The organism is Streptomyces sp. NPDC007945 (genome assembly GCF_042958885.1).
In the GTDB taxonomy this organism is placed as follows: domain Bacteria; phylum Actinomycetota; class Actinomycetes; order Streptomycetales; family Streptomycetaceae; genus Streptomyces.
This window is the reverse complement of record NZ_JBIBJV010000001.1, coordinates 214,090-232,776: the sequence shown is the minus strand read 5'-3', so window position 1 is coordinate 232,776 and position 18,687 is coordinate 214,090. Positions and strand designations below refer to the sequence as shown.

Here is an 18,687-nt window from a genome sequence, read left to right as displayed (position 1 = left end):
TCCCGGCGGCCCTCGCGCATGCCCCGGTACGGGTCAGCGGACCCGGTCCGCGAGGGCCAGGACCCGGTGGGCGCCCGCCACCACCGCGGCGTCCACGAACCGGCCGTCCGCCAGGGCCAGCGCGCCCCGGTCGGTCTCGGCCGCCGCCACCACCGCGCGGGCCGCGTCGACCTCCTGCGGGGTCGGCAGGTAGGCCCGCTCGATCACCGGGAGCTGCCGGGGGTGGATGGCGGCCCGGCCGAGGAAGCCCAGCGCCCGGCCCCGGGCGCAGCCGGCGGCGAGCGCGTCGAGGTCGCCGACGTCGGCGTGGACCGACTGCACCGGCGGCGGCAGCCGCGCCGCCCGGGCGGCGACCACGATCCGGCTGCGCGGCCAGTCGAGCCCGCCGTCCTCGCGCACCCCCAGATCCGCGCGGAGGTCGGCCTCGCCGAGGGCGAGCCCGCGCACCGCCGGATGGGCGGTGGCGATGGCGTACGCGTGCTCCACGGCCAGGGCGTTCTCCAGGAGCGGGTACAGCGGCAGGCCGGGCGCGAGCTCGCTGATCCGGTGGATGTCGGAGGGGTGTGTCACCTTGGGGACACGGAGACCGCCGAGGCCGGGGAGGGAGGCCAGGACGGGGATGTCGCGCGGGGAGTGGATGCGGACGTGCACCGGGACCGGGTGGACGTCGGAGAGCAGATCGGCGGTGGCGTCGAGGGCGTACGCCCTGCGGTCCGGGGCGACCGCGTCCTCCAGGTCCACGATGACCACGTCGGCGCCCGAGCGGAGCGCCTTGCCGACCACCTCGGGGCGGTCGCCGGGGGCGTACAGCCAGGTGAGGGGGAGCCTGCCGCGCCGGCGCAGGCCGTTCTCCACGACGCCGGGGGCGCTCATACCGCCCCCTGGGCGCGCAGGGCGCTGATCTCGGCCGGGGCGAAGCCGGCCGCGGTCAGGACCTCGTCGGTGTCGGCGCCGTGCGGGCGGCCGGCCCAGCGGATCCCGCCGGGCGTCTCGGAGAGCCGGAAGAGCACGTTCTGCATGCGGATCGGGCCGAGTTCCGGGTCGGGCACCTCGGTGACCGTGCCGAGCGCCTGGTACTGGGGGTCGGCCAGGACGTCCCGGACGTCGTAGACGGGGGCGATCGCGGCCTCCGCCTTCTCGAAGGCGGCCATCGCCTCGTCGCGGGTGTGGCGGGAGATCCACGAGCCGACGGCCTCGTCGAGGACGTCGGCGTGCGCGGCCCGGCCCGCGCCGTCGGCGAACCACGGCTCGTCGATCAGCTCGGCGCGGTCCACCAGGCGCATCACGCGTTCGGCGATGGACTGCGCCGAGGTGGAGACGGCCACCCAGGAGCCGTCGGAGGTCCGGTAGGTGTTGCGGGGGGCGTTGTTGCGGGAGCGGTTGCCGGTGCGCGGCTGGACGTAGCCGAGCTGGTCGTACCAGAGCGGGTGGGGGCCGATGACGGAGAGCATCGGTTCGATGATGGCCATGTCGACGACCTGGCCGTGGCCGGTGGTGGTCCTCGCGGCGAGCGCCGTCATCACCGCGTACGCGGTGGCGAGGGCGGCGATCGAGTCGGCGAGGCCGAAGGGGGGCAGGGTGGGCGGGCCGTCCGGCTCGCCGGTGATCGCGGCGAAGCCGCTCATCGCCTCGGCGAGGGTGCCGAAGCCGGGGCGGTGGGCGTACGGCCCGAACTGGCCGAAGCCGGTGACCCGGGCGAGCACGAGGCGGGGGTTGACCGTGGAGAGCTCCTCCCAGCCGAGGCCCCAGCGCTCCAGGGTGCCGGGGCGGAAGTTCTCCACGATCACGTCGGCGTCGGCCGCGAGGCGCAGCAGCGCGTCCCGGCCGCCGGGGGCGGACAGGTCGAGGGTCACGGCCCGCTTGTTGCGGCCCAGGACCTTCCACCACAGGCCCACCCCGTCCTTGGCGGGCCCGTGGCCCCGGGACGGGTCGGGCTTGCGGGGATGCTCGATCTTCACGACGTCGGCGCCGAAGTCGCCGAGCATCATGGCGGCCAGCGGCCCGGCGAAGAGCGTCGCCAGGTCGAGGACGCGCAGCCCCTGGAGGGGCGGGAGCTTCTCGGACGACGCAGCGGACGGGCGAGTGGCCGGAGGAGGGGTCGGGGGGAGCGGCGGGGGTGCGGCGGTCATGCGGGATCGGCCTCCAGGGACGCGGGGGAACCGAGGGCGGCGTCGATCTCGGTGCGGTACGGCATCGAGGTCGAGGCGCCCTCGCGCCGGACGGACAGCGCGGCCGCGGCGGCCGCCCACGCCAGGGCGTCGGGCATGCGGCGGCCTTCGCCGAGGGCCACCGCGAGGGCGCCGACGAAGGTGTCGCCGGCCGCGGTGGTGTCCACGGCCCGCACCCGGGGGGCGGGCACGGTGAGCGGCTCCTTGTCGCGCGCCACGTAGAGGCAGCCCGCCGCGCCGAGGGTGACGACCACCTCGGGGACGACGTCGAGGAGGGAGAGGGCGGCGGCGTGCGGGTCGGCGCGGCCGGTGAGCGCGGTGGCCTCGTGCTCGTTGGGCACCAGGAGGTCGGTGGCGTCGAAGAGTTCGGGCGGCAGGGGCTGGGCGGGGGCCGGGGTGAGGACGGTGCGGACGCCGCGCCGGCGGGCGTGCTCGGCCGCGTCGACGACGACGGAGAGGGGGAGTTCGAGCTGGAGGAGGAGCAGGTCGGCGCCGGTGATCAGGGCCTCGTCGCCCTGGCTGAGCGAGGTGACGGTGCCGTTGGCTCCGGGGACGACGACGATCGCGTTGCCGCCTTCGTCGTCGACGACGATGTGGGCGGTGCCGGACGCGCCCTCCACGGTGCGGAGCAGGTCGGTGTCGACGGAGCAGTGCTCCAGGACGTCGCGGAGGCGGTGGCCGAAGTCGTCGGCGCCGACGGCGCCGATCATGGCGACCTCGCCGCCGGCGCGGGCGGCGGCGACCGCCTGGTTGGCGCCCTTGCCGCCGGGGATCGTGCGGAAGGCGCGGCCGGTGACGGTCTCGCCGCGGGCCGGGGCCTTCGCCACGTAGGCGACGAGGTCCATGTTGGTGCTCCCGAGTACCACGATGCTGGTCATGGGCGTACTGCCTCCAGGTGGGTCAGGTCGGCGAGGGTGTCGAACCCGATGCCGTCGAAGGACGCCACCGAGGTCGAGAGCCGGTTCTTCAGGGGGGAGGTCCAGCGGTCCGGGAGCCGGTCGGGGTGCCCGGCGAGGAGGCCGGCGACGGAGCCGGCGGTGGCGCCGTTGGAGTCGGTGTCCCAGCCGCCGGAGACCGCCGCGCAGATCGAGCGGGTGAAGTCGCCGTCGGCGTGGGTGAGGGCGGCGGCGAGCAGCGCGGTGTTCGGCACGGCATGGACCCAGTGGTACCCGCCGTAGCGGGCGTGCAGCCGGTCGACGACGGTGTCGAAGGCGGGAACGGCGCGGGCGGTGGCGATGCCGTACCGGACGGCCTCGGCGAGCCGGGAGCGGGGCGGGACGACGCGGAGGCCGACGGCGAGCGCCCGGTGCGGGTCGCCGGTGCCGTCCGCGGCGGCGGCCAGGGTGGCGGCGACGAACATCGCGCCGTGGACGCCGGCGCCGGTGTGGCTGAGGACGGCGTCCCGGTGGGCCTGGGCGGCGGCCCCCGCGGGGTCGCCGGGGCGGGTCCAGCCGTGGACGTCGGCCCGGATGAGGGCGCCGATCCACTCCCGGAAGGGGTTGCGGCGGACGGCGGTCAGCGGCGGTTCGACGCCGTCGAGGAGGTTGCGGTAGGCGATCCGCTCGGCGGTGAAGGTCCGGCCGGCGGGGAGTTCGTCCAGCCACAGGCGGGCGAGGTCGGCGGTGGTGAAGCCGCGGCCGTGGCGGCGGAGCAGGAGCAGGGCGAGGAGGGCGTGGTCGAGGTCGTCGTCCTCGGGCATGCCGTCGATGTTCTCGGCGAGCGAGGTGGTGGCGGAGCGGCGGTTCCAGGGGTGCGCGGCCAGCAGCTCCGGCGCCACCCCGCGCGCGGTGAACCAGTCGTCGAGCGGCCAGTTCCCCGCGGCCCGGGCGAGTTCCCGGATCGCGTCCAGCGGCAGCTTCTCGACGGGCTTCCCGAGCAGGCACCCGACGGCCCTGCCGAGCCAGGCGGCGTGCAGGCGGTCGCGGAGGCCGGGGTCGTGCGGGGGAGCGCCGCGCGGCGGCGGGGCCGGCCAGTCGGGGCAGGCGGCGACGATCGCGTCGAGGGCGGTGGGCTCGTCGTCGGCGAGGGGGGAGGGGAGGGCGGCGAGCGCGTCGAGCAGCTCCTCGGCGAGCGGCCGCAGCTCCGGCCGGGGGTCGGGGGAGGCGCCGGAGGCGGGCGGTGCGGGGGGTCCGCCGGCGGCGTACCAGCGGGCCGCGAGCTCCCGCGCGTCCCGTCCGTCCTCGGCGGCCTGCCGCAGCTCGTGTCCGACGAGGTCCTCGGGCTGCACCCAGGTGAGGCGGACGGGACCGGGTGGTGCGGGGGCGGTCGCGGGGGCCGTCATCGGGCCGGGTCCGTCAGGGCGGCGCGGGCGGCCTCGCGGGCTCGGCGGCGGTCGGCGTCGCGGGCGAACACCTCGGCGGTCACCGCGGCGAGGGAGCGGGCCGGGGCGTGGAGGTCGAGGCGGCTGGCCTCCGCCACCCGTTTCGCCCAGTCGGCGGGGACGGCGGCCTCGCCGTGCAGGGCGCCGGCGAGGGCGCCCGCCATGGTGGCGATGGAGTCGCAGTCGCGGCCGTAGTTGACCGCGCCGAGGACCGTACGGCGGTAGTCGCCCTCGCCGACCAGGAGCATGCCGAGCGCGATCGGCAGCTCCTCGATGGAGTGGAGCCGGGAGGGGCGGCGGGCGTCGAGACCGGGGTTGCGGTAGTCGGGGCCGACGGAGTCGTACGGGGCCACCGCCCTGCGGAGCGGTACGAGCGCGGACTCGAAGTCCCGGTGGCGGTCGGCGGCTTCCGCGACCGCCTCGATCGCGGCGCGGGTGCCGTCCTTGGCGAGGGAGAGGGCGGTGTCGACGACCGAGCGGGGGGTCGCGCCGGGGACGCAGGCCGCGGCGACCGCCGCCGCGAGGACGCCCGCCGCCTCGCGGCCGTACGAGGACTGGTGGGCGCCGGCGACGTCGATCGCCTCGGCGTAGGCGCCGTGCGGGTCGGCGGCGTTGACCAGGCCGACCGGGGCCATGTACATGGCGGCGCCGCAGTTGACGATGTTTCCGGTGCCGGCCTCGCGGGGGTCGTGGTGCCCGTAGTGGAGGCGGGCGACCAGCCACTTCTCGGCGAGGAAGATCCGCTGGAGGGGGAGCGCCTCCGCCTCCAGCTCGGGGATCCACACGGGGGTGCCCATGAGTTCGGGGACGAGGTGGTCCGCGACCGCGTACGCGTCGAGGTGGTCGCGGACCTTCTCGTACACCCGGATCAGCGCGTGGGTCATCAGGGTGTCGTCGGTGACGTGGCCGTCGCCCTTGTGGTACGGGGCGATGGGGCGGGCGGTGCGCCAGGCGTCGCCGTTCCAGGGGCCGACGATGCCGGTGACGCGGCCGCCGTGGCGTTCGGTGATCTGCTCGGGGGTGTACCCCTCCACGGGGCCGCCGAGGGCGTCGCCGACGGCGGCACCGAGGAGACTTCCGGTGATCCGGTCATCCAGAGTGGGTGTCATGTCGGAATTGTCCACCTGGGGGCGTCGGTTCCGTGGCTCCCAGGAGCCCGGCGAGTTCCACCAGGTCCGTACCGGCGAGGCGGGGCAGCGCGCAGCCGGAGAGCGTGCGGCAGGCGTCCCGCCAGCTCGCCGGGACCGAACGGCCGCCGCCCAGGGCGCCGGTGAGCGCGCCGGCCAGGGCGGGGGCGGAGTCGGCGACCCGGGAGAGGCAGGCGGCGGCCGGGACGGCGGCGGTCATCGCGCCGCGCGCGGCGACGGTCAGCGCGAGGGCGACCGGGACGGTCTCGGCGGCGGCGATGCCGTAGCTGTAGACGTGGTCGACGATCTGGTGCTCCAGGAGGGGGACCAGCTCGAAGGCGGTGTCGGCGGTGCGGGCCAGTTTCACGGCGTGGCGGGCGTTGCGGCCGATCTCGGTGACGGGCGGGAGTTCGGCGAGCGCGGCCTCGACGGCGGTGCCGGGGTCCGCGCCGCCGAGCGCCGCGGCGACCGCGGCGGCGGTGGCGCGGGCGCCGTGGACGCCGTCGCCGTCCTGGGTGAACCGGGCGTCGAATTCGGCGAGTTCGGCGGCGGCGCGCGGGTCGCCCGGATGGACGGTCGCGAGGACGGCGGCGCGGACGCAGGCGGCGTCGTCGAAGTAGTGCGGGTTGTCGTGGCCGGTGGCGGGCGGGCGCAGACCGGTGGCGAGATTGCCGAGACCGGCGCGGACGGAGATGCGGGCGCGCAGGGGGAGGACGGCGGACTCGATCTCCGGCGCCCGCGCGGCGGCGGCCGCGACCTGACCCGCGAGGTGGTTCCAGGAGAGGTCGACGGCGGCGCGGAGCCGGCGCTCCGCGGGGAGGGCGGCGAAGAGGGGGCCGGCGGCGGCCAGCACCGCCTCCGCGGTGAAGGCCGCCCACTCGGCGTCGTCGGAGGGGCCGAGGCGGAGGGGCTCGGGGGGCTGGTTCAGGGCGATGGGGACGGGGAGGGTGGTCGTCGCGTTCTGCTCCGCGAAGGTGTCGAGCTCGCGGGTGAGGCGGCGGGTCCATTCGGGCATGCGGGCGGCGCGGTGCCGGGCGGCGGGCCAGCCGGCGGCGTCGCCCGCGGCGAGGCCCAGGAGGAGGCCCTCGATCCTGTCGCGGCTCGCGCCGGCCGGTGCGGCGGGCCGGGGGACGTCCTGGGGCGGGGTGGAGGTGGCGGTGCCGGTCATGGGGTGGGCTCCGGGGTGAGGAGGTCGGCTACTTCCAGGACGTGGTGGCCGCGCATCGTGGGCAGGCAGCTGCCGGTGACCGGGGCGATGGCGGTCGCCCATTCCCGCGGGATCGCCGCGAGGCCGCCCGCCGCCCCGGCCAGGGCGCCGGCCACCGCGGCCGTGGTGTCGGCGTCGCGGCCCATGTTGACGGCCGTCAGGACCGCCGTGCGGAAGTCGCCGCGGGCCGCCGCGAAGGCGCCGAAGGCGAGTCCGACGGCCTCCGGGGCGAGGTCGGTCCAGGGGTAGCCGCCGATGACCACCGCGGAGCGGACCTGGCGTTCGCGGGTGAGCGGGTCGGGCTGGACCCGCTGGGCGGCGACGACCGCGCGCCGCAGCGAGCGGGCGGTCCAGGAGTCCATGGGGATCACCGAGAGGGCCGCCGCGATGACGGAGGTGACCGTCGCGCCGGACATCGCGGCCGCGACGCCCGCCGCCACCGCCTGGCCGCCGTAGATGCCCTCGCCCTCGTGGCTGACGCTGCCGTCGATGGCGACCAGCCGGGCGGCCTCCGCCGGGCGCCCGGCGGCGAAGACGCCGAAGGGGGCGGCGCGCATCGCCAGGCCGTCCGACCACGCGTGGCGGTGCTGGGCGGAGATGGGGGCCGCGAGTCCGCGCCGGAGGTTCTCCAGGGTGCCGCGCTCCGAGAAGCCGGCGCCGCGGAAGGGGCCCTCGTCGAGGTCGGCGATCCAGCGGTGCCAGGCTCGTTCGACGTGGGCGACGGTGAGGGCCGAGCCGTGCCGGGCGAGCAGCAGCGCCGAGAAGATCGCGTACTCGGTGTCGTCGGTGCCGGCGGGACGGTCCGTCAGGAAGCCCTCGATCCGGCCCCAGCGGCGGCGGATCTCGGAGGGCTTCATGTTCTCGGCGGGGGCGCCGAGCGCGTCGCCGACGGCGAGGCCGAGCAGTGCGCCCCTCGCCCGTTCCCGGGTGTCGCATGTCGTGGCCACCATCCGCGCGCCCCTTTGCTCGGTGCGGGCACCGCTTCGGCGGTACCCCTTCGCCTGGATCTGTGCCACCGCGGGCCGCCGACTCGCCCGCGGACGGCGTCTGTCACCCGTCTGTCAGCGCGAAGAGGGAGGTTGAGGGGGTGTCAGGCAAGGCTTGCCACACTGAGGAGGGCCTTACTAAGTACGGCCTGCCTTGCTGGCGCGCCCCTTACATCGGGCGTATTTTCGAGTGTGTTGGGGGCGGCGGGAGCGACCCGGCCCGCCGTGACGAGGGGAGAACCATGTCCATCATCGAGGCCCAGGCACCACTGCACGAGGCACACCGCGACAACCACACCCACCGCGACGTGAACGGCGGTTGGCTGCGGCCCGCGGTCTTCGGCGCGATGGACGGACTGGTCTCCAACCTCGCCCTGATGACCGGTGTCGCCGGCGGGGCCGTCTCCTCGGAGACCATCGTGATCACCGGCCTCGCCGGACTCGCGGCGGGCGCCTTCTCCATGGCGGCCGGCGAGTACACCTCCGTCGCCTCGCAGCGCGAGCTCGTCCAGGCCGAACTGGACGTGGAGCGCCGACAGCTGCGCAAGCACCCGATCGACGAGATGGAGGAGCTCGCCGCCCTCTACGTCTCCCGGGGCGTGGAGCCGGCGCTCGCCCGCGAGGTGGCCATGCAGCTGTCGAAGGACCCCGAGCAGGCGCTGGAGATCCACGCCCGCGAGGAGCTCGGCATCGACCCCGACGACCTGCCGTCGCCCACCGTCGCCGCCGTCTCCTCCTTCGCCTCCTTCGCCCTGGGCGCGCTGCTCCCGCTGCTGCCGTACCTGCTCGGCGCGACCGCGCTCTGGCCGGCCGTCCTCCTGGCACTCCTCGGGCTCTTCGGCTGCGGCGCGCTGGTGGCCCGGGTGACCGCCCGCGGCTGGTGGTTCAGCGGCCTGCGCCAGCTGCTCCTCGGCGGTGCCGCGGCGGCCGTCACGTACGGCCTCGGCATGGCCTTCGGCGCGGCGCTCTGACCCGCCGTCCCCGGCCGGGTGCGGAACGGAATCCGCACCCGGCCCCCCACCCGAGAGGCCCCCACAAGGGGCCTTTCGGGCTTTCCGGGATGACTTTTCGGGGCGGAAGCCGCATTCTCGCTGTGACGCATATCCCTGTTCGGAATCCCCGCGGCGGTGAGACACTATGCACGACGCCACATATGTAGCCGGTTACCCGGCGGTTTCGAACCCGTGACCCCCGGGAAAGAGGCAGAAGCGTCGTCGGGCAATGAGGCCCACTCCAGGCGGACCGGTACGGTTCCGTCCCCCGCGGATCAGTCACGGTGCCGTCACTGCCTCCGCGTTCCGAAGAAACAGGTGAACGCGCACCACCGCTCCGTGTCGGAGGTGTCCGCATGCTGGAACGAGCTATCCGCTAGGCGAGAAGCACGCCATCATGTAACCTGCACGAAATTTCGCGGAGGGCCAACGTCGTCCCTCGGCATCTGCATATGCCACGACGACGACGGGAGAGCCGATGCGTTCCGACGCCTGGTCGCCCATGGACGGTCGCCCCGCCCCCCAGGGCATGTACGACCCCCGTAACGAGCACGACGCCTGCGGTGTCGGGTTCGTGGCCACCCTCACCGGTGTGGCCAGCCACGCGCTGGTCGAGCAGGCGCTGACCGTACTGCGCAATCTCGAACACCGCGGCGCCACCGGCTCCGAGCCCGACTCCGGCGACGGCGCCGGCATCCTGCTCCAGATCCCGGACGCCTTCTTCCGTGAGGTCGCCGGCTTCGAGCTCCCCGCGGTCGGCGGGTACGCCGTGGGCACCGCCTTCCTCCCGGTCGACGGCGCCGACGAGACCGCCGCCGCCGTCGAGGCCATCGCCGCCGACGAGGGCCTCACCGTCCTCGGCTGGCGCGAGGTCCCCGTCGCCCCCGCCCTGCTCGGCGCCACCGCCCGCTCCACCATGCCGGTCTTCCGCCAGCTCTTCGTCACCGACGGCCGGTCCACCGGCATCGAGCTGGACCGCAAGGCCTTCGTCCTGCGCAAGCGCGCCGAGCGCGAGGCGGCGGCGTACTTCCCGTCGCTCTCCGCCCGCACCCTCGTCTACAAGGGCATGCTGACCACCGGCCAGCTGGAGCCCTTCTTCCCGGACCTGTCGGACCGGCGCCTGGCCTCCGCCATCGCCCTCGTCCACTCCCGGTTCTCCACCAACACCTTCCCGAGCTGGCCGCTCGCCCACCCCTACCGCTTCGTCGCCCACAACGGCGAGATCAACACGGTCAAGGGCAACCGCAACTGGATGACCGCACGCGAGGCCCAGCTCGCCGGCGACGTCTTCGGCGAGAGCAAGGCCGGCAAGGGCCTGGAGCGGATCTTCCCGATCTGCACGCCGGACGCCTCCGACACGGCCTCCTTCGACGAGGTCCTGGAGCTCCTCCACCTCGGTGGCCGCTCGCTGCCCCACTCGGTCCTGATGATGGTCCCCGAGGCGTGGGAGAACCACGCCTCCATGGACCCGGCCCGGCGCGCCTTCTACCAGTACCACTCCACGATGATGGAGCCCTGGGACGGCCCGGCCTGCGTCACCTTCACCGACGGCGTCCAGGTCGGCGCGGTCCTCGACCGCAACGGTCTGCGCCCCGGCCGCTACTGGGTCACCGACGAGGGCCTCGTCGTCCTCTCCTCCGAGGTCGGCGTCCTCGACATCGACCCCGCCAAGGTCGTCCGCAAGGGCCGCCTCCAGCCCGGCAAGATGTTCCTCGTCGACACCGCCGAACACCGCATCGTCGAGGACGACGAGATCAAGGCCGCCCTCGCCGCCGAGCACCCCTACGCCGAGTGGCTGGAGACCGGCGAGATCGAGCTCCTCGACCTCCCCGAGCGCGAGCACATCGTGCACACCCACGCCTCGGTCACCCGCCGCCAGCAGACCTTCGGCTACACCGAGGAAGAGCTCCGCGTCATCCTCGCCCCGATGGCCCGCACCGGCCTGGAGCCCATCGGCTCCATGGGCACCGACTCGCCGATCGCCGCCCTCTCCGAGCGCCCCCGGCTGCTCTTCGACTACTTCACCCAGCTGTTCGCGCAGGTCACCAACCCGCCGCTGGACGCCATCCGCGAAGAGCTCGTGACGAGCCTCCGCTCCTCCCTCGGCCCCCAGGGCAACCTGCTCGACCCCACCGCGGCCTCCTGCCGCTCGGTCACCCTGCCCTTCCCGGTGATCGACAACGACGAGCTGGCCAAGCTCATCCACATCAACCACGACGGCGACATGCCGGGCATGAAGGCCGCCACGCTCTCCGGCCTCTACCGGGTCTCCGGCGGCGGCGACGCCCTCGCCGCCCGCCTCGACGCCATCTGCGCCGAGGCCGACGCGGCGATCGAGGGCGGCGCCCGCCTGATCGTCCTCTCCGACCGGCACTCCGACGCCGAGCACGCGCCGATCCCCTCGCTGCTCCTCACCGCCGCCGTCCACCACCACCTCATCCGCACCAAGCAGCGCACCATGGTGGGCCTGCTCGTCGAGGCCGGTGACGTCCGCGAGGTCCACCACGTCGCCCTGCTCATCGGCTACGGCGCCGCGGCGGTCAACCCGTACCTCGCCATGGAGTCCGTCGAGGACCTGCTCCGCGCCGGCACCTTCCTGTCGGACATCGAGCCCGAGCAGGCCATCCGCAACCTGATCTACGCCCTCGGCAAGGGCGTCCTCAAGGTCATGTCGAAGATGGGCATCTCCACGGTCGCCTCCTACCGCGGCGCCCAGGTGTTCGAGGCCGTCGGCCTCGACGAGGAGTTCGTCGGCCGGTACTTCAACGGCACCGCCACCAAGATCGGCGGCGCCGGCCTGGACGTCGTCGCCCGCGAGGTCGCCGCCCGCCACGCCAAGGCGTACCCGGCCACCGGCATCGCCTCCGCGCACCGCGCCCTGGACATCGGCGGCGAGTACCAGTGGCGCCGCGAGGGCGAGCCGCACCTCTTCGACCCCGAGACCGTCTTCCGCCTCCAGCACGCCACGCGGAACAAGCGGTACGACATCTTCAAGAAGTACACGGACCGGGTGAACGAGCAGTCCGAGCGCCTGATGACGCTCCGCGGCCTGTTCGGCTTCGCCACCGAGGGCCGCACCCCGATCTCCATCGACGAGGTCGAGCCGGTCTCCGAGATCGTCAAGCGCTTCTCCACCGGCGCCATGTCGTACGGCTCCATCTCCCAGGAGGCGCACGAGACCCTCGCCATCGCCATGAACCGGCTCGGCGGCAAGTCGAACACCGGTGAGGGCGGCGAGGACCCGGAGCGCCTGTACGACCCGGCGCGCCGCTCCTCGATCAAGCAGGTCGCCTCCGGCCGCTTCGGCGTCACCTCCGAGTACCTGGTCAACGCCGACGACATCCAAATCAAGATGGCGCAGGGCGCCAAGCCCGGCGAGGGCGGCCAGCTGCCCGGCCACAAGGTCTACCCGTGGGTCGCCAAGACGCGTCACTCGACGCCCGGCGTCGGCCTCATCTCGCCGCCGCCGCACCACGACATCTACTCCATCGAGGATCTGGCCCAGCTGATCCACGACCTGAAGAACGCCAACCCGGCGGCCCGCATCCACGTGAAGCTGGTCTCCGAGGTCGGCGTCGGCACGGTCGCGGCCGGCGTGTCCAAGGCCCACGCGGACGTCGTCCTCATCTCCGGCCACGACGGCGGCACCGGCGCCTCCCCGCTCACCTCGCTGAAGCACGCGGGCGGCCCCTGGGAGCTCGGCCTCGCCGAGACCCAGCAGACGCTGCTGCTCAACGGCCTGCGCGACCGGATCGTCGTCCAGACCGACGGCCAGCTGAAGACCGGCCGCGACGTCGTCATCGCCGCGCTCCTCGGCGCCGAGGAGTTCGGCTTCGCCACCGCCCCGCTCGTCGTCTCCGGCTGCGTCATGATGCGCGTCTGCCACCTCGACACCTGCCCGGTCGGCATCGCCACCCAGAACCCGGTCCTCCGCGACCGCTTCTCCGGCAAGGCCGAGTACGTCGTCAACTTCTTCGAGTTCATCGCGCAGGAGGTCCGCGAGCTCCTCGCCGAGCTCGGCTTCCGCACGATCGAGGAGGCCGTCGGCCACGCCGAGCTGCTCGACACCAGCCGCGCCGTCTCCCACTGGAAGGCGCAGGGCCTGGACCTGGAGCCGCTCTTCTACGTGCCGGAGCTGCCCGAGGGCGCGGTCCGCCACGCCCTGATCGAGCAGGACCACGGCCTGGAGAAGGCGCTCGACAACGAGCTGATCCAGCTCGCCGCCGAGGCGCTGAACGCCCCCTCCGCCGAGGAGGCCCAGCCGGTCCGCGCCCAGGTCGCGATCCGCAACATCAACCGCACGGTCGGCACCATGCTCGGCCACGAGGTGACGAAGAGGTTCGGCGGCGCCGGCCTCCCGGCCGACACCATCGACCTCACCTTCACCGGCTCCGCCGGCCAGTCCTTCGGCGCCTTCCTGCCGGCCGGTGTCACCCTCCGCCTGGAGGGCGACGCCAACGACTTCGTCGGCAAGGGCCTCTCCGGCGGCCGCGTGATCGTCCGCCCGGACCGGGGCGCCGACCACCTGGCCGAGTACTCCACCATCGCGGGCAACACCATCGCGTACGGAGCCACCGGCGGCGAGCTGTTCCTGCGCGGCCGCACCGGCGAGCGCTTCTGCGTCCGCAACTCCGGCGCCCTGGTCGTCTCCGAGGGCGTGGGCGACCACGGCTGCGAGTACATGACCGGCGGCACGGCGGTCGTCCTCGGCGAGACCGGCCGCAACTTCGCGGCGGGCATGTCCGGCGGCGTCGCCTACGTCATCGACCTCGACCGGTCGCACGTCAACCCCGGCAACCTCGACGCCGTCGAGGCCCCGTCGGACGCCGACAAGGCGTGGCTGCACGACGTCGTGCGCCGCCACCAGGAGGAGACCGGCTCGACCGTGGCCGAGAAGCTCCTGGCCGACTGGGACGCGGCGGTGAGCCGCTTCAGCAAGATCATCCCGACCACGTACAAGGCAGTGCTCGCCGCCAAGGACGCCGCTGAGCTCGCCGGTCTCTCCGAGCGGGAGACCACCGAGAAGATGATGGAGGCGGCGACCCATGGCTGACCCGAAGGGCTTTCTCACCACCGGCCGCGAGGTCGCCGAGACCCGCCCGGTCGCGGAGCGCGTCCGCGACTGGAACGAGGTCTACGTCCCCGGCTCCCTGCTGCCGATCATCAGCAAGCAGGCCGGCCGTTGCATGGACTGCGGCATCCCGTTCTGCCACAACGGCTGCCCGCTCGGGAACCTGATCCCCGAGTGGAACGACTACGCCTACCGCGAGGACTGGTCGGCGGCGTCCGAGCGCCTCCACGCCACCAACAACTTCCCGGAGTTCACCGGCCGCCTGTGCCCGGCTCCGTGCGAGTCGGCGTGCGTGCTCGGCATCAACCAGCCGGCCGTCACCATCAAGAACGTCGAAGTCTCCATCATCGACAAGGCGTGGGACGCCAACGACGTGAAGCCGCAGGTGCCCGAGCGGCTCTCCGGCAAGACCGTCGCCGTCATCGGCTCCGGCCCGGCCGGCCTCGCCGCCGCCCAGCAGCTGACCCGGGCCGGCCACACCGTGGTCGTGTACGAGCGAGCCGACCGCATCGGCGGCCTGCTGCGCTACGGCATCCCCGAGTTCAAGATGGAGAAGCGGCACATCAACCGCCGCATCGAGCAGATGCGCGCGGAGGGCACCAAGTTCCGCACCGGCGTCGAGGTCGGCCGCGACATCACCGCCACCGACCTGCGCAAGCGGTTCGACGCGGTCGTGGTCGCCGCCGGCGCCACCACCGCCCGCGACCTGCCCGTGCCGGGCCGCGAGCTCCAGGGCATCCACCAGGCGATGGAGTACCTGCCGCTCGCCAACAAGGTCGTCGAGGGCGACTTCGTGGCCTCGCCGATCACCGCCGAGGGCAAGCACGTCGTCGTCATCGGCGGCGGCGACACCGGCGCCGACTGCGTCGGCACCGCCCACCGCCAGGGCGCGGCGTCCGTCACCCAGCTGGAGATCATGCCAAAGCCGGGCGAGGAGCGCAGCGCCAACCAGCCCTGGCCGACCTTCCCCATGCTCTACAAGGTCACCTCGGCGCACGAGGAGGGCGGCGAGCGGGTCTACTCCGTCTCCACCACCCACTTCGAGGGCGACGAGGACGGCAACGTCCAGTTCCTGCACCTCATCGAGGTCGAGTTCGTCGACGGCAAGCTGACCCAGAAGCCGGGCACCGAGCGGAAGATCCCCGCCCAGCTGGTCACCCTCGCCATGGGCTTCACCGGCACCGACGTCGCCAACGGCCTGGTCGCGCAGTTCGGCGTGGAGCTCGACGAGCGGGGCAACATCGCCCGCGACGCGGACTTCGCCACCAACGTCGACGGCGTGTACGTCGCCGGCGACGCCGGCCGCGGCCAGTCGCTGATCGTGTGGGCCATCGCGGAGGGCCGCTCGGCCGCCCGCGGCGTGGACCGCTACCTCACCGGCGCCAGCTCCCTGCCGGCCCCGATCCGCCCGACGGACCGGTCCCTGCTGGTCTGATCCGGCCGGACCACCCCGAACGTCCCGTACAACGGCGTACGGAACCGAGCGACGCCCGCCCCGTCCCCGACCAAGGACCAGGGGGCGGGCGTCGTGGCGTTCCCGGCTCCTCCCGGGCCCCGTCGCCGCCTCCGCACCGCGTCCCACCGCCGCTCCGGTCCGCCCCCGGCTTTCCTCGCCCGCCCCGAACGGCCATGATGCGCGGAGAGAAAAGGGGGCGGCTCATGGCATGGAGTCTGCGGAAGGTCGAGGAGGAGGCGCCCGCGCTGGTCAGCCTCTACAAGACGGCCGGGGAGTCGCTGCGGCGGCACGGCGTCGACGGGCAGCGCGTCGCCGTCTACCTGGTGGTCGACTACTCCGGCTCGATGAGGCCGTACTACAAGGACGGCACCGTCCAGGCCCTCGCCGACCGGGTCCTCGGGCTCTCCGCCCACCTCGACGACGACGGGCGGGTGCCGGTCGTCTTCTTCTCCACCGACGTCGACGCCGAGACCGAGATCCGCCTCGACGACCACCGGGGCAGGGTGGACCGGATCGTCGCCGGCCTCGGCCACATGGGGAAGACGAGCTACCACCTCGCCATGGACGCCGTCATCGACCACTACCTCGACAGCGGCGCCACCGCGCCCGCGCTCGTCGTCTTCCAGACCGACGGCGGCCCCATCAACCGGCTCGCCGCCGAACGGTACGTATGCAAGGCGGCCCGGCTGCCGCTCTTCTGGCAGTTCGTCGGCTTCGGCGATCCCGGCAGCAAGCAGTTCGACTTCCTGCGCCGGCTCGACGAACTCGCCGTCCCCGAGCGCCGGTGCGTCGACAACGCCGGCTTCTTCCACGCCGGCAAGGAGCCCGGCCGCGTCCCCGACGCGGAGCTGTACGACCGGCTGGTGGCCGAGTTCCCGCGCTGGCTCACCGCCGCCCGCGCCCAGGGCATCGTGCGGTCATGACGCCGGCGCGGCCGACAGCCGGGCGAACTGCGCGTCCGTGAGCCGCACGTCCAGCGCGCCCAGGTTCTCCCGCAGATGGTGCTCGGAGGAGGTGCCGGGGATCGGCAGGACGTGCGGCGCCCGGTGCAGCAGCCACGCCAGCGCCGTCTGCGCCGGGGTGGCCCCGATCTCGCGGGCCACCTCCGCGACCGTGCCGCCGGGGCCCGCGTGCCCGCCCATCGCGATCGGGAAGAAGGGCACGAACGCGATCCCGCGCCCGGCGGTGTGCTCCAGGACCGCCTCGTGTTCGCGGGCCGCCAGGTTGTACAGGTTCTGCACGGCCGCGACCGGCGCCACCGACTCCGCCTCCGTCAGCTGCGCCACCGTCACCTCCGAGAGGCCGATGTGCCGGACCTTCCCCTCCTCCTGGAGCCGCCGCAGGGCCCCGACCTGCTCGGCCACCGGCACGTTCTCGTCCAGCCGGTGCAGGTACAGCAGGTCGATCCGCTCGGTACGGAGCCGGCGCAGGCTCAGCTCGGCCTGCTGGCGCAGAAAGGCGGGGTGGCCGAGCGGCACCCACTCGGTGGGGGAGGGCCGCACCAGGCCCACCTTGGTCGCGACGGCGACCTCGTCCCCGTACGGGGCGAGCGCCTCGGCGAGCAGCTCCTCGCCGGCGCCCAGGGCGTACGCGTCCGCCGTGTCGAAGAGCGTCACCCCGGCGTCGGCGGCCGTCCGCAGCAGCCGGACCGCCGCCGCCCGGTCGGCTGGCGCCGTCCAGATCCGCGCCTCGGGGCCGGTGGGGTCGTCCGGGCCGTCGGCGAGCCGCATGGTGCCGTACCCGATGCGGCGGACGGGGAGGTCGCCGCCGAGCGGGAAGGAACCGGAGAGGTGGGAGAGGCCGGAGAAGTGGGAGGGGTCGGGGAGGATGGAGGCGTTCGCGTCGTTCGTGTTCGTCGTCATGGGGGAGACGCTAGGAGCTCACACGGATGTGAGCTTCAAGCTCCGGCCAGGCGAAGTGAGGGGGATCACATGAGGATCGGTGAGCTGTCGAAGGAGACCGGCGTCGCCGTCCGGCTGCTCCGCTACTACGAGGAGCAGGGCCTGCTCGTCCCGGACCGCACCCCGGGCGGCCAGCGCCGCTACGGCCCCGACGCCCCGGCCGTCGTCCGCCGCATCCGCGCCCTCCTCGGCGCCGGCCTCCCCACCCGGGTCATCGCCGAGGTCCTGGACTGCGTCTGCGGCAGCGAGGCCGAGATCGAGCCCTGCCTCAGCCCCCTCCTGGTCGCCCGGCTCGACGCGATCGACGCGCGGATCCACGACCTCCAGGACGCCCGCTCCTCGCTGGCGGCCCTCGTCGCCGCCACCGAGGGCAAGGCCCTCGCGGAGGCCCGCGGGTGACGGGGCGTCGGAATGGAGTGGCCGCGCTCCGCCCGCGGGGGAATCATGGCGCCATGAGCTCTCTCGTACGCCACGTGACCATCGACTGCGCCGACGCCCACGCCCTCGCCACGTTCTGGGCGGAGGTCCTGGACGGCACGCTCGCCGACGACGACAACCCCGGTGACCCCGAGGCCACGGTGGAGTCGGCGGGCGCGAGCCTGCTCTTCATCCGGGTGCCCGAGGGCAAGACGGTGAAGAACCGCGTCCACCTCGACCTCCAGCCGCAGGACCGCACCCGGGACGAGGAGGTCGAGCGGCTGCTCGCCCTCGGCGCGAAGCTGGTCGGCGACCACCGCAACGCGGACGGCACCGGCTGGGCGACGATGACCGACCCGGAGGGCAACGAGTTCTGCGTGGAGCGCAGCAAGGCGGAGCGCGCGGGCGGCTGAGCCGCCGGGAGATTCCGCCTCTCTTCCGGAGCAATCCGGACCGTAGGTGTCGGGTATCCGGTGTCTGCTGGAGGGCATGACGGACACCGGTACCCCCTGGGTGGCCTTCGAGGCCGCCGAGCCCGCGTTCGCCGCGACCGTGCGCGAGCGTTTCGGGCAGTACACCCACCATGCCCTCGCCACTCTCAGGAAGGACGGCTCGCCGCGGCTCAGCGGCATCGAGGCCGACTTCCGGGGCGGCGAGCTGTGGCTCGGCATGATGCCGAACTCGCGCAAGGCGCTCGACCTGCGCCGCGACCCGCGTCTCGCGCTGCTCGCCAACCCGGGCGCCGGCACCGGCATGGGCGGCGGGGACGTACGCGTCTCCGGGCGGGCCGTCGAGGTCACGGACCCGGACGCGCTCGCGCGGTACGCCGCCGAGGCCGGGGCCCCGCTGCCCTTCCACCTCTTCCGGGTGGAGCCCGCCGAGGTGGTGCGGACCTGGGTGGAGGGCGAGGAGATCCACTTCACCACCTGGCGCCCGGGGCGGGCGCTCCGCACCCTGCGGCGCGGCAACGACGACGCCCCGCCGCGCGAGGACGGCTGAACCCGCCGGCGCGGACCGCCGGGCACGGACCGACGACAATGGG

At 74.2% G+C, this 18,687-nt stretch carries 15 protein-coding genes; 7 read left to right on the top strand and 8 right to left on the bottom strand.

Going from position 1 to position 18,687, the window contains the following annotated elements; all coding sequences use genetic code 11:
• Nucleotides 1-33: 33 nt before the first annotated feature.
• Genes ACFZCF_RS01055 through ACFZCF_RS01025 form a run of 7 tightly spaced genes read right to left on the bottom strand, consistent with a single transcriptional unit; the run spans nucleotide 34 to nucleotide 7,772 of the window.
• Nucleotides 34-873 carry an aldolase/citrate lyase family protein gene (locus ACFZCF_RS01055; RefSeq protein ID WP_391283779.1) on the bottom strand — a complete coding sequence of 280 codons (840 nt, stop codon included), beginning with the start codon at nucleotides 871-873 and terminating at the stop codon, nucleotides 34-36.
• Nucleotides 870-2,129 carry a CoA transferase gene (locus tag ACFZCF_RS01050; protein ID WP_391283777.1) on the bottom strand — a complete coding sequence of 420 codons (1,260 nt, stop codon included), beginning with the start codon at nucleotides 2,127-2,129 and terminating at the stop codon, nucleotides 870-872. The genes ACFZCF_RS01055 and ACFZCF_RS01050 overlap by 4 nt, the downstream gene beginning before the upstream one ends.
• A complete protein-coding gene (rbsK, locus tag ACFZCF_RS01045) occupies nucleotides 2,126-3,046 on the bottom strand; it encodes a ribokinase (protein WP_388439535.1) in 921 nt (306 codons plus the stop codon). Before rbsK ends, ACFZCF_RS01050 begins: the two co-directional genes overlap by 4 nt.
• Entirely contained in the window at nucleotides 3,043-4,449 is a 1,407-nt protein-coding gene (locus ACFZCF_RS01040; protein ID WP_388439532.1) for an ADP-ribosylglycohydrolase family protein, read from the bottom strand. Before ACFZCF_RS01040 ends, rbsK begins: the two co-directional genes overlap by 4 nt.
• A complete protein-coding gene (locus ACFZCF_RS01035) occupies nucleotides 4,446-5,597 on the bottom strand; it encodes an ADP-ribosylglycohydrolase family protein (RefSeq protein ID WP_388439529.1) in 1,152 nt (383 codons plus the stop codon). The genes ACFZCF_RS01040 and ACFZCF_RS01035 overlap by 4 nt, the downstream gene beginning before the upstream one ends.
• Nucleotides 5,578-6,783 carry an ADP-ribosylglycohydrolase family protein gene (locus tag ACFZCF_RS01030; RefSeq protein WP_388439526.1) on the bottom strand — a complete coding sequence of 402 codons (1,206 nt, stop codon included), beginning with the start codon at nucleotides 6,781-6,783 and terminating at the stop codon, nucleotides 5,578-5,580. Before ACFZCF_RS01030 ends, ACFZCF_RS01035 begins: the two co-directional genes overlap by 20 nt.
• Entirely contained in the window at nucleotides 6,780-7,772 is a 993-nt protein-coding gene (locus tag ACFZCF_RS01025) for an ADP-ribosylglycohydrolase family protein (RefSeq protein WP_388439524.1), read from the bottom strand. Before ACFZCF_RS01025 ends, ACFZCF_RS01030 begins: the two co-directional genes overlap by 4 nt.
• A 278-nt stretch (nucleotides 7,773-8,050) precedes the next feature.
• On the opposite strand from ACFZCF_RS01025, the gene ACFZCF_RS01020 reads away from it, so the two are divergent.
• The 4 genes from ACFZCF_RS01020 to ACFZCF_RS01005 all read left to right on the top strand — a co-directional run bounded on the left by ACFZCF_RS01020 (nucleotide 8,051) and on the right by ACFZCF_RS01005 (nucleotide 16,250).
• The gene (locus tag ACFZCF_RS01020) at nucleotides 8,051-8,779 is read left to right on the top strand and encodes a VIT1/CCC1 transporter family protein (protein WP_388439521.1); all 729 of its coding nucleotides are present in this window, start codon (nucleotides 8,051-8,053) and stop codon (nucleotides 8,777-8,779) included.
• Between the two features lie 499 nt (nucleotides 8,780-9,278).
• Complete coding sequence (gltB, locus tag ACFZCF_RS01015; protein WP_391283772.1) at nucleotides 9,279-13,853, top strand: glutamate synthase large subunit; 4,575 nt, start codon at nucleotides 9,279-9,281, stop codon at nucleotides 13,851-13,853.
• On the top strand, nucleotides 13,846-15,306 hold the full coding sequence (locus ACFZCF_RS01010; protein ID WP_391283770.1) for a glutamate synthase small subunit: 1,461 nt from the start codon (nucleotides 13,846-13,848) through the stop codon (nucleotides 15,304-15,306). The genes gltB and ACFZCF_RS01010 overlap by 8 nt, the downstream gene beginning before the upstream one ends.
• A gap of 224 nt (nucleotides 15,307-15,530) precedes the next feature.
• Nucleotides 15,531-16,250 carry a vWA domain-containing protein gene (locus ACFZCF_RS01005; RefSeq protein ID WP_388439513.1) on the top strand — a complete coding sequence of 240 codons (720 nt, stop codon included), beginning with the start codon at nucleotides 15,531-15,533 and terminating at the stop codon, nucleotides 16,248-16,250.
• On the opposite strand, the gene ACFZCF_RS01000 is transcribed toward ACFZCF_RS01005, so the two are convergent.
• Nucleotides 16,245-17,189, bottom strand: coding sequence for an aldo/keto reductase (locus ACFZCF_RS01000; RefSeq protein WP_391283768.1), 945 nt, complete (start codon nucleotides 17,187-17,189; stop codon nucleotides 16,245-16,247). The genes ACFZCF_RS01005 and ACFZCF_RS01000 overlap by 6 nt on opposite strands.
• A 69-nt stretch (nucleotides 17,190-17,258) precedes the next feature.
• On the opposite strand from ACFZCF_RS01000, the gene ACFZCF_RS00995 reads away from it, so the two are divergent.
• The 3 genes from ACFZCF_RS00995 to ACFZCF_RS00985 all read left to right on the top strand — a co-directional run bounded on the left by ACFZCF_RS00995 (nucleotide 17,259) and on the right by ACFZCF_RS00985 (nucleotide 18,644).
• A complete protein-coding gene (locus ACFZCF_RS00995) occupies nucleotides 17,259-17,627 on the top strand; it encodes a MerR family transcriptional regulator (protein WP_391283766.1) in 369 nt (122 codons plus the stop codon).
• Nucleotides 17,628-17,680: 53 nt separating this feature from the next.
• Nucleotides 17,681-18,058: a VOC family protein gene (locus ACFZCF_RS00990; RefSeq protein ID WP_391283764.1), complete on the top strand. Its 378-nt coding sequence runs from the start codon at nucleotides 17,681-17,683 to the stop codon at nucleotides 18,056-18,058.
• A 76-nt stretch (nucleotides 18,059-18,134) separates the two neighbouring features.
• Nucleotides 18,135-18,644 (top strand): pyridoxamine 5'-phosphate oxidase family protein, encoded by a 510-nt coding sequence (locus tag ACFZCF_RS00985; RefSeq protein WP_391283762.1) that lies wholly within the window; start codon nucleotides 18,135-18,137, stop codon nucleotides 18,642-18,644.
• Nucleotides 18,645-18,687 lie beyond the last annotated feature (43 nt).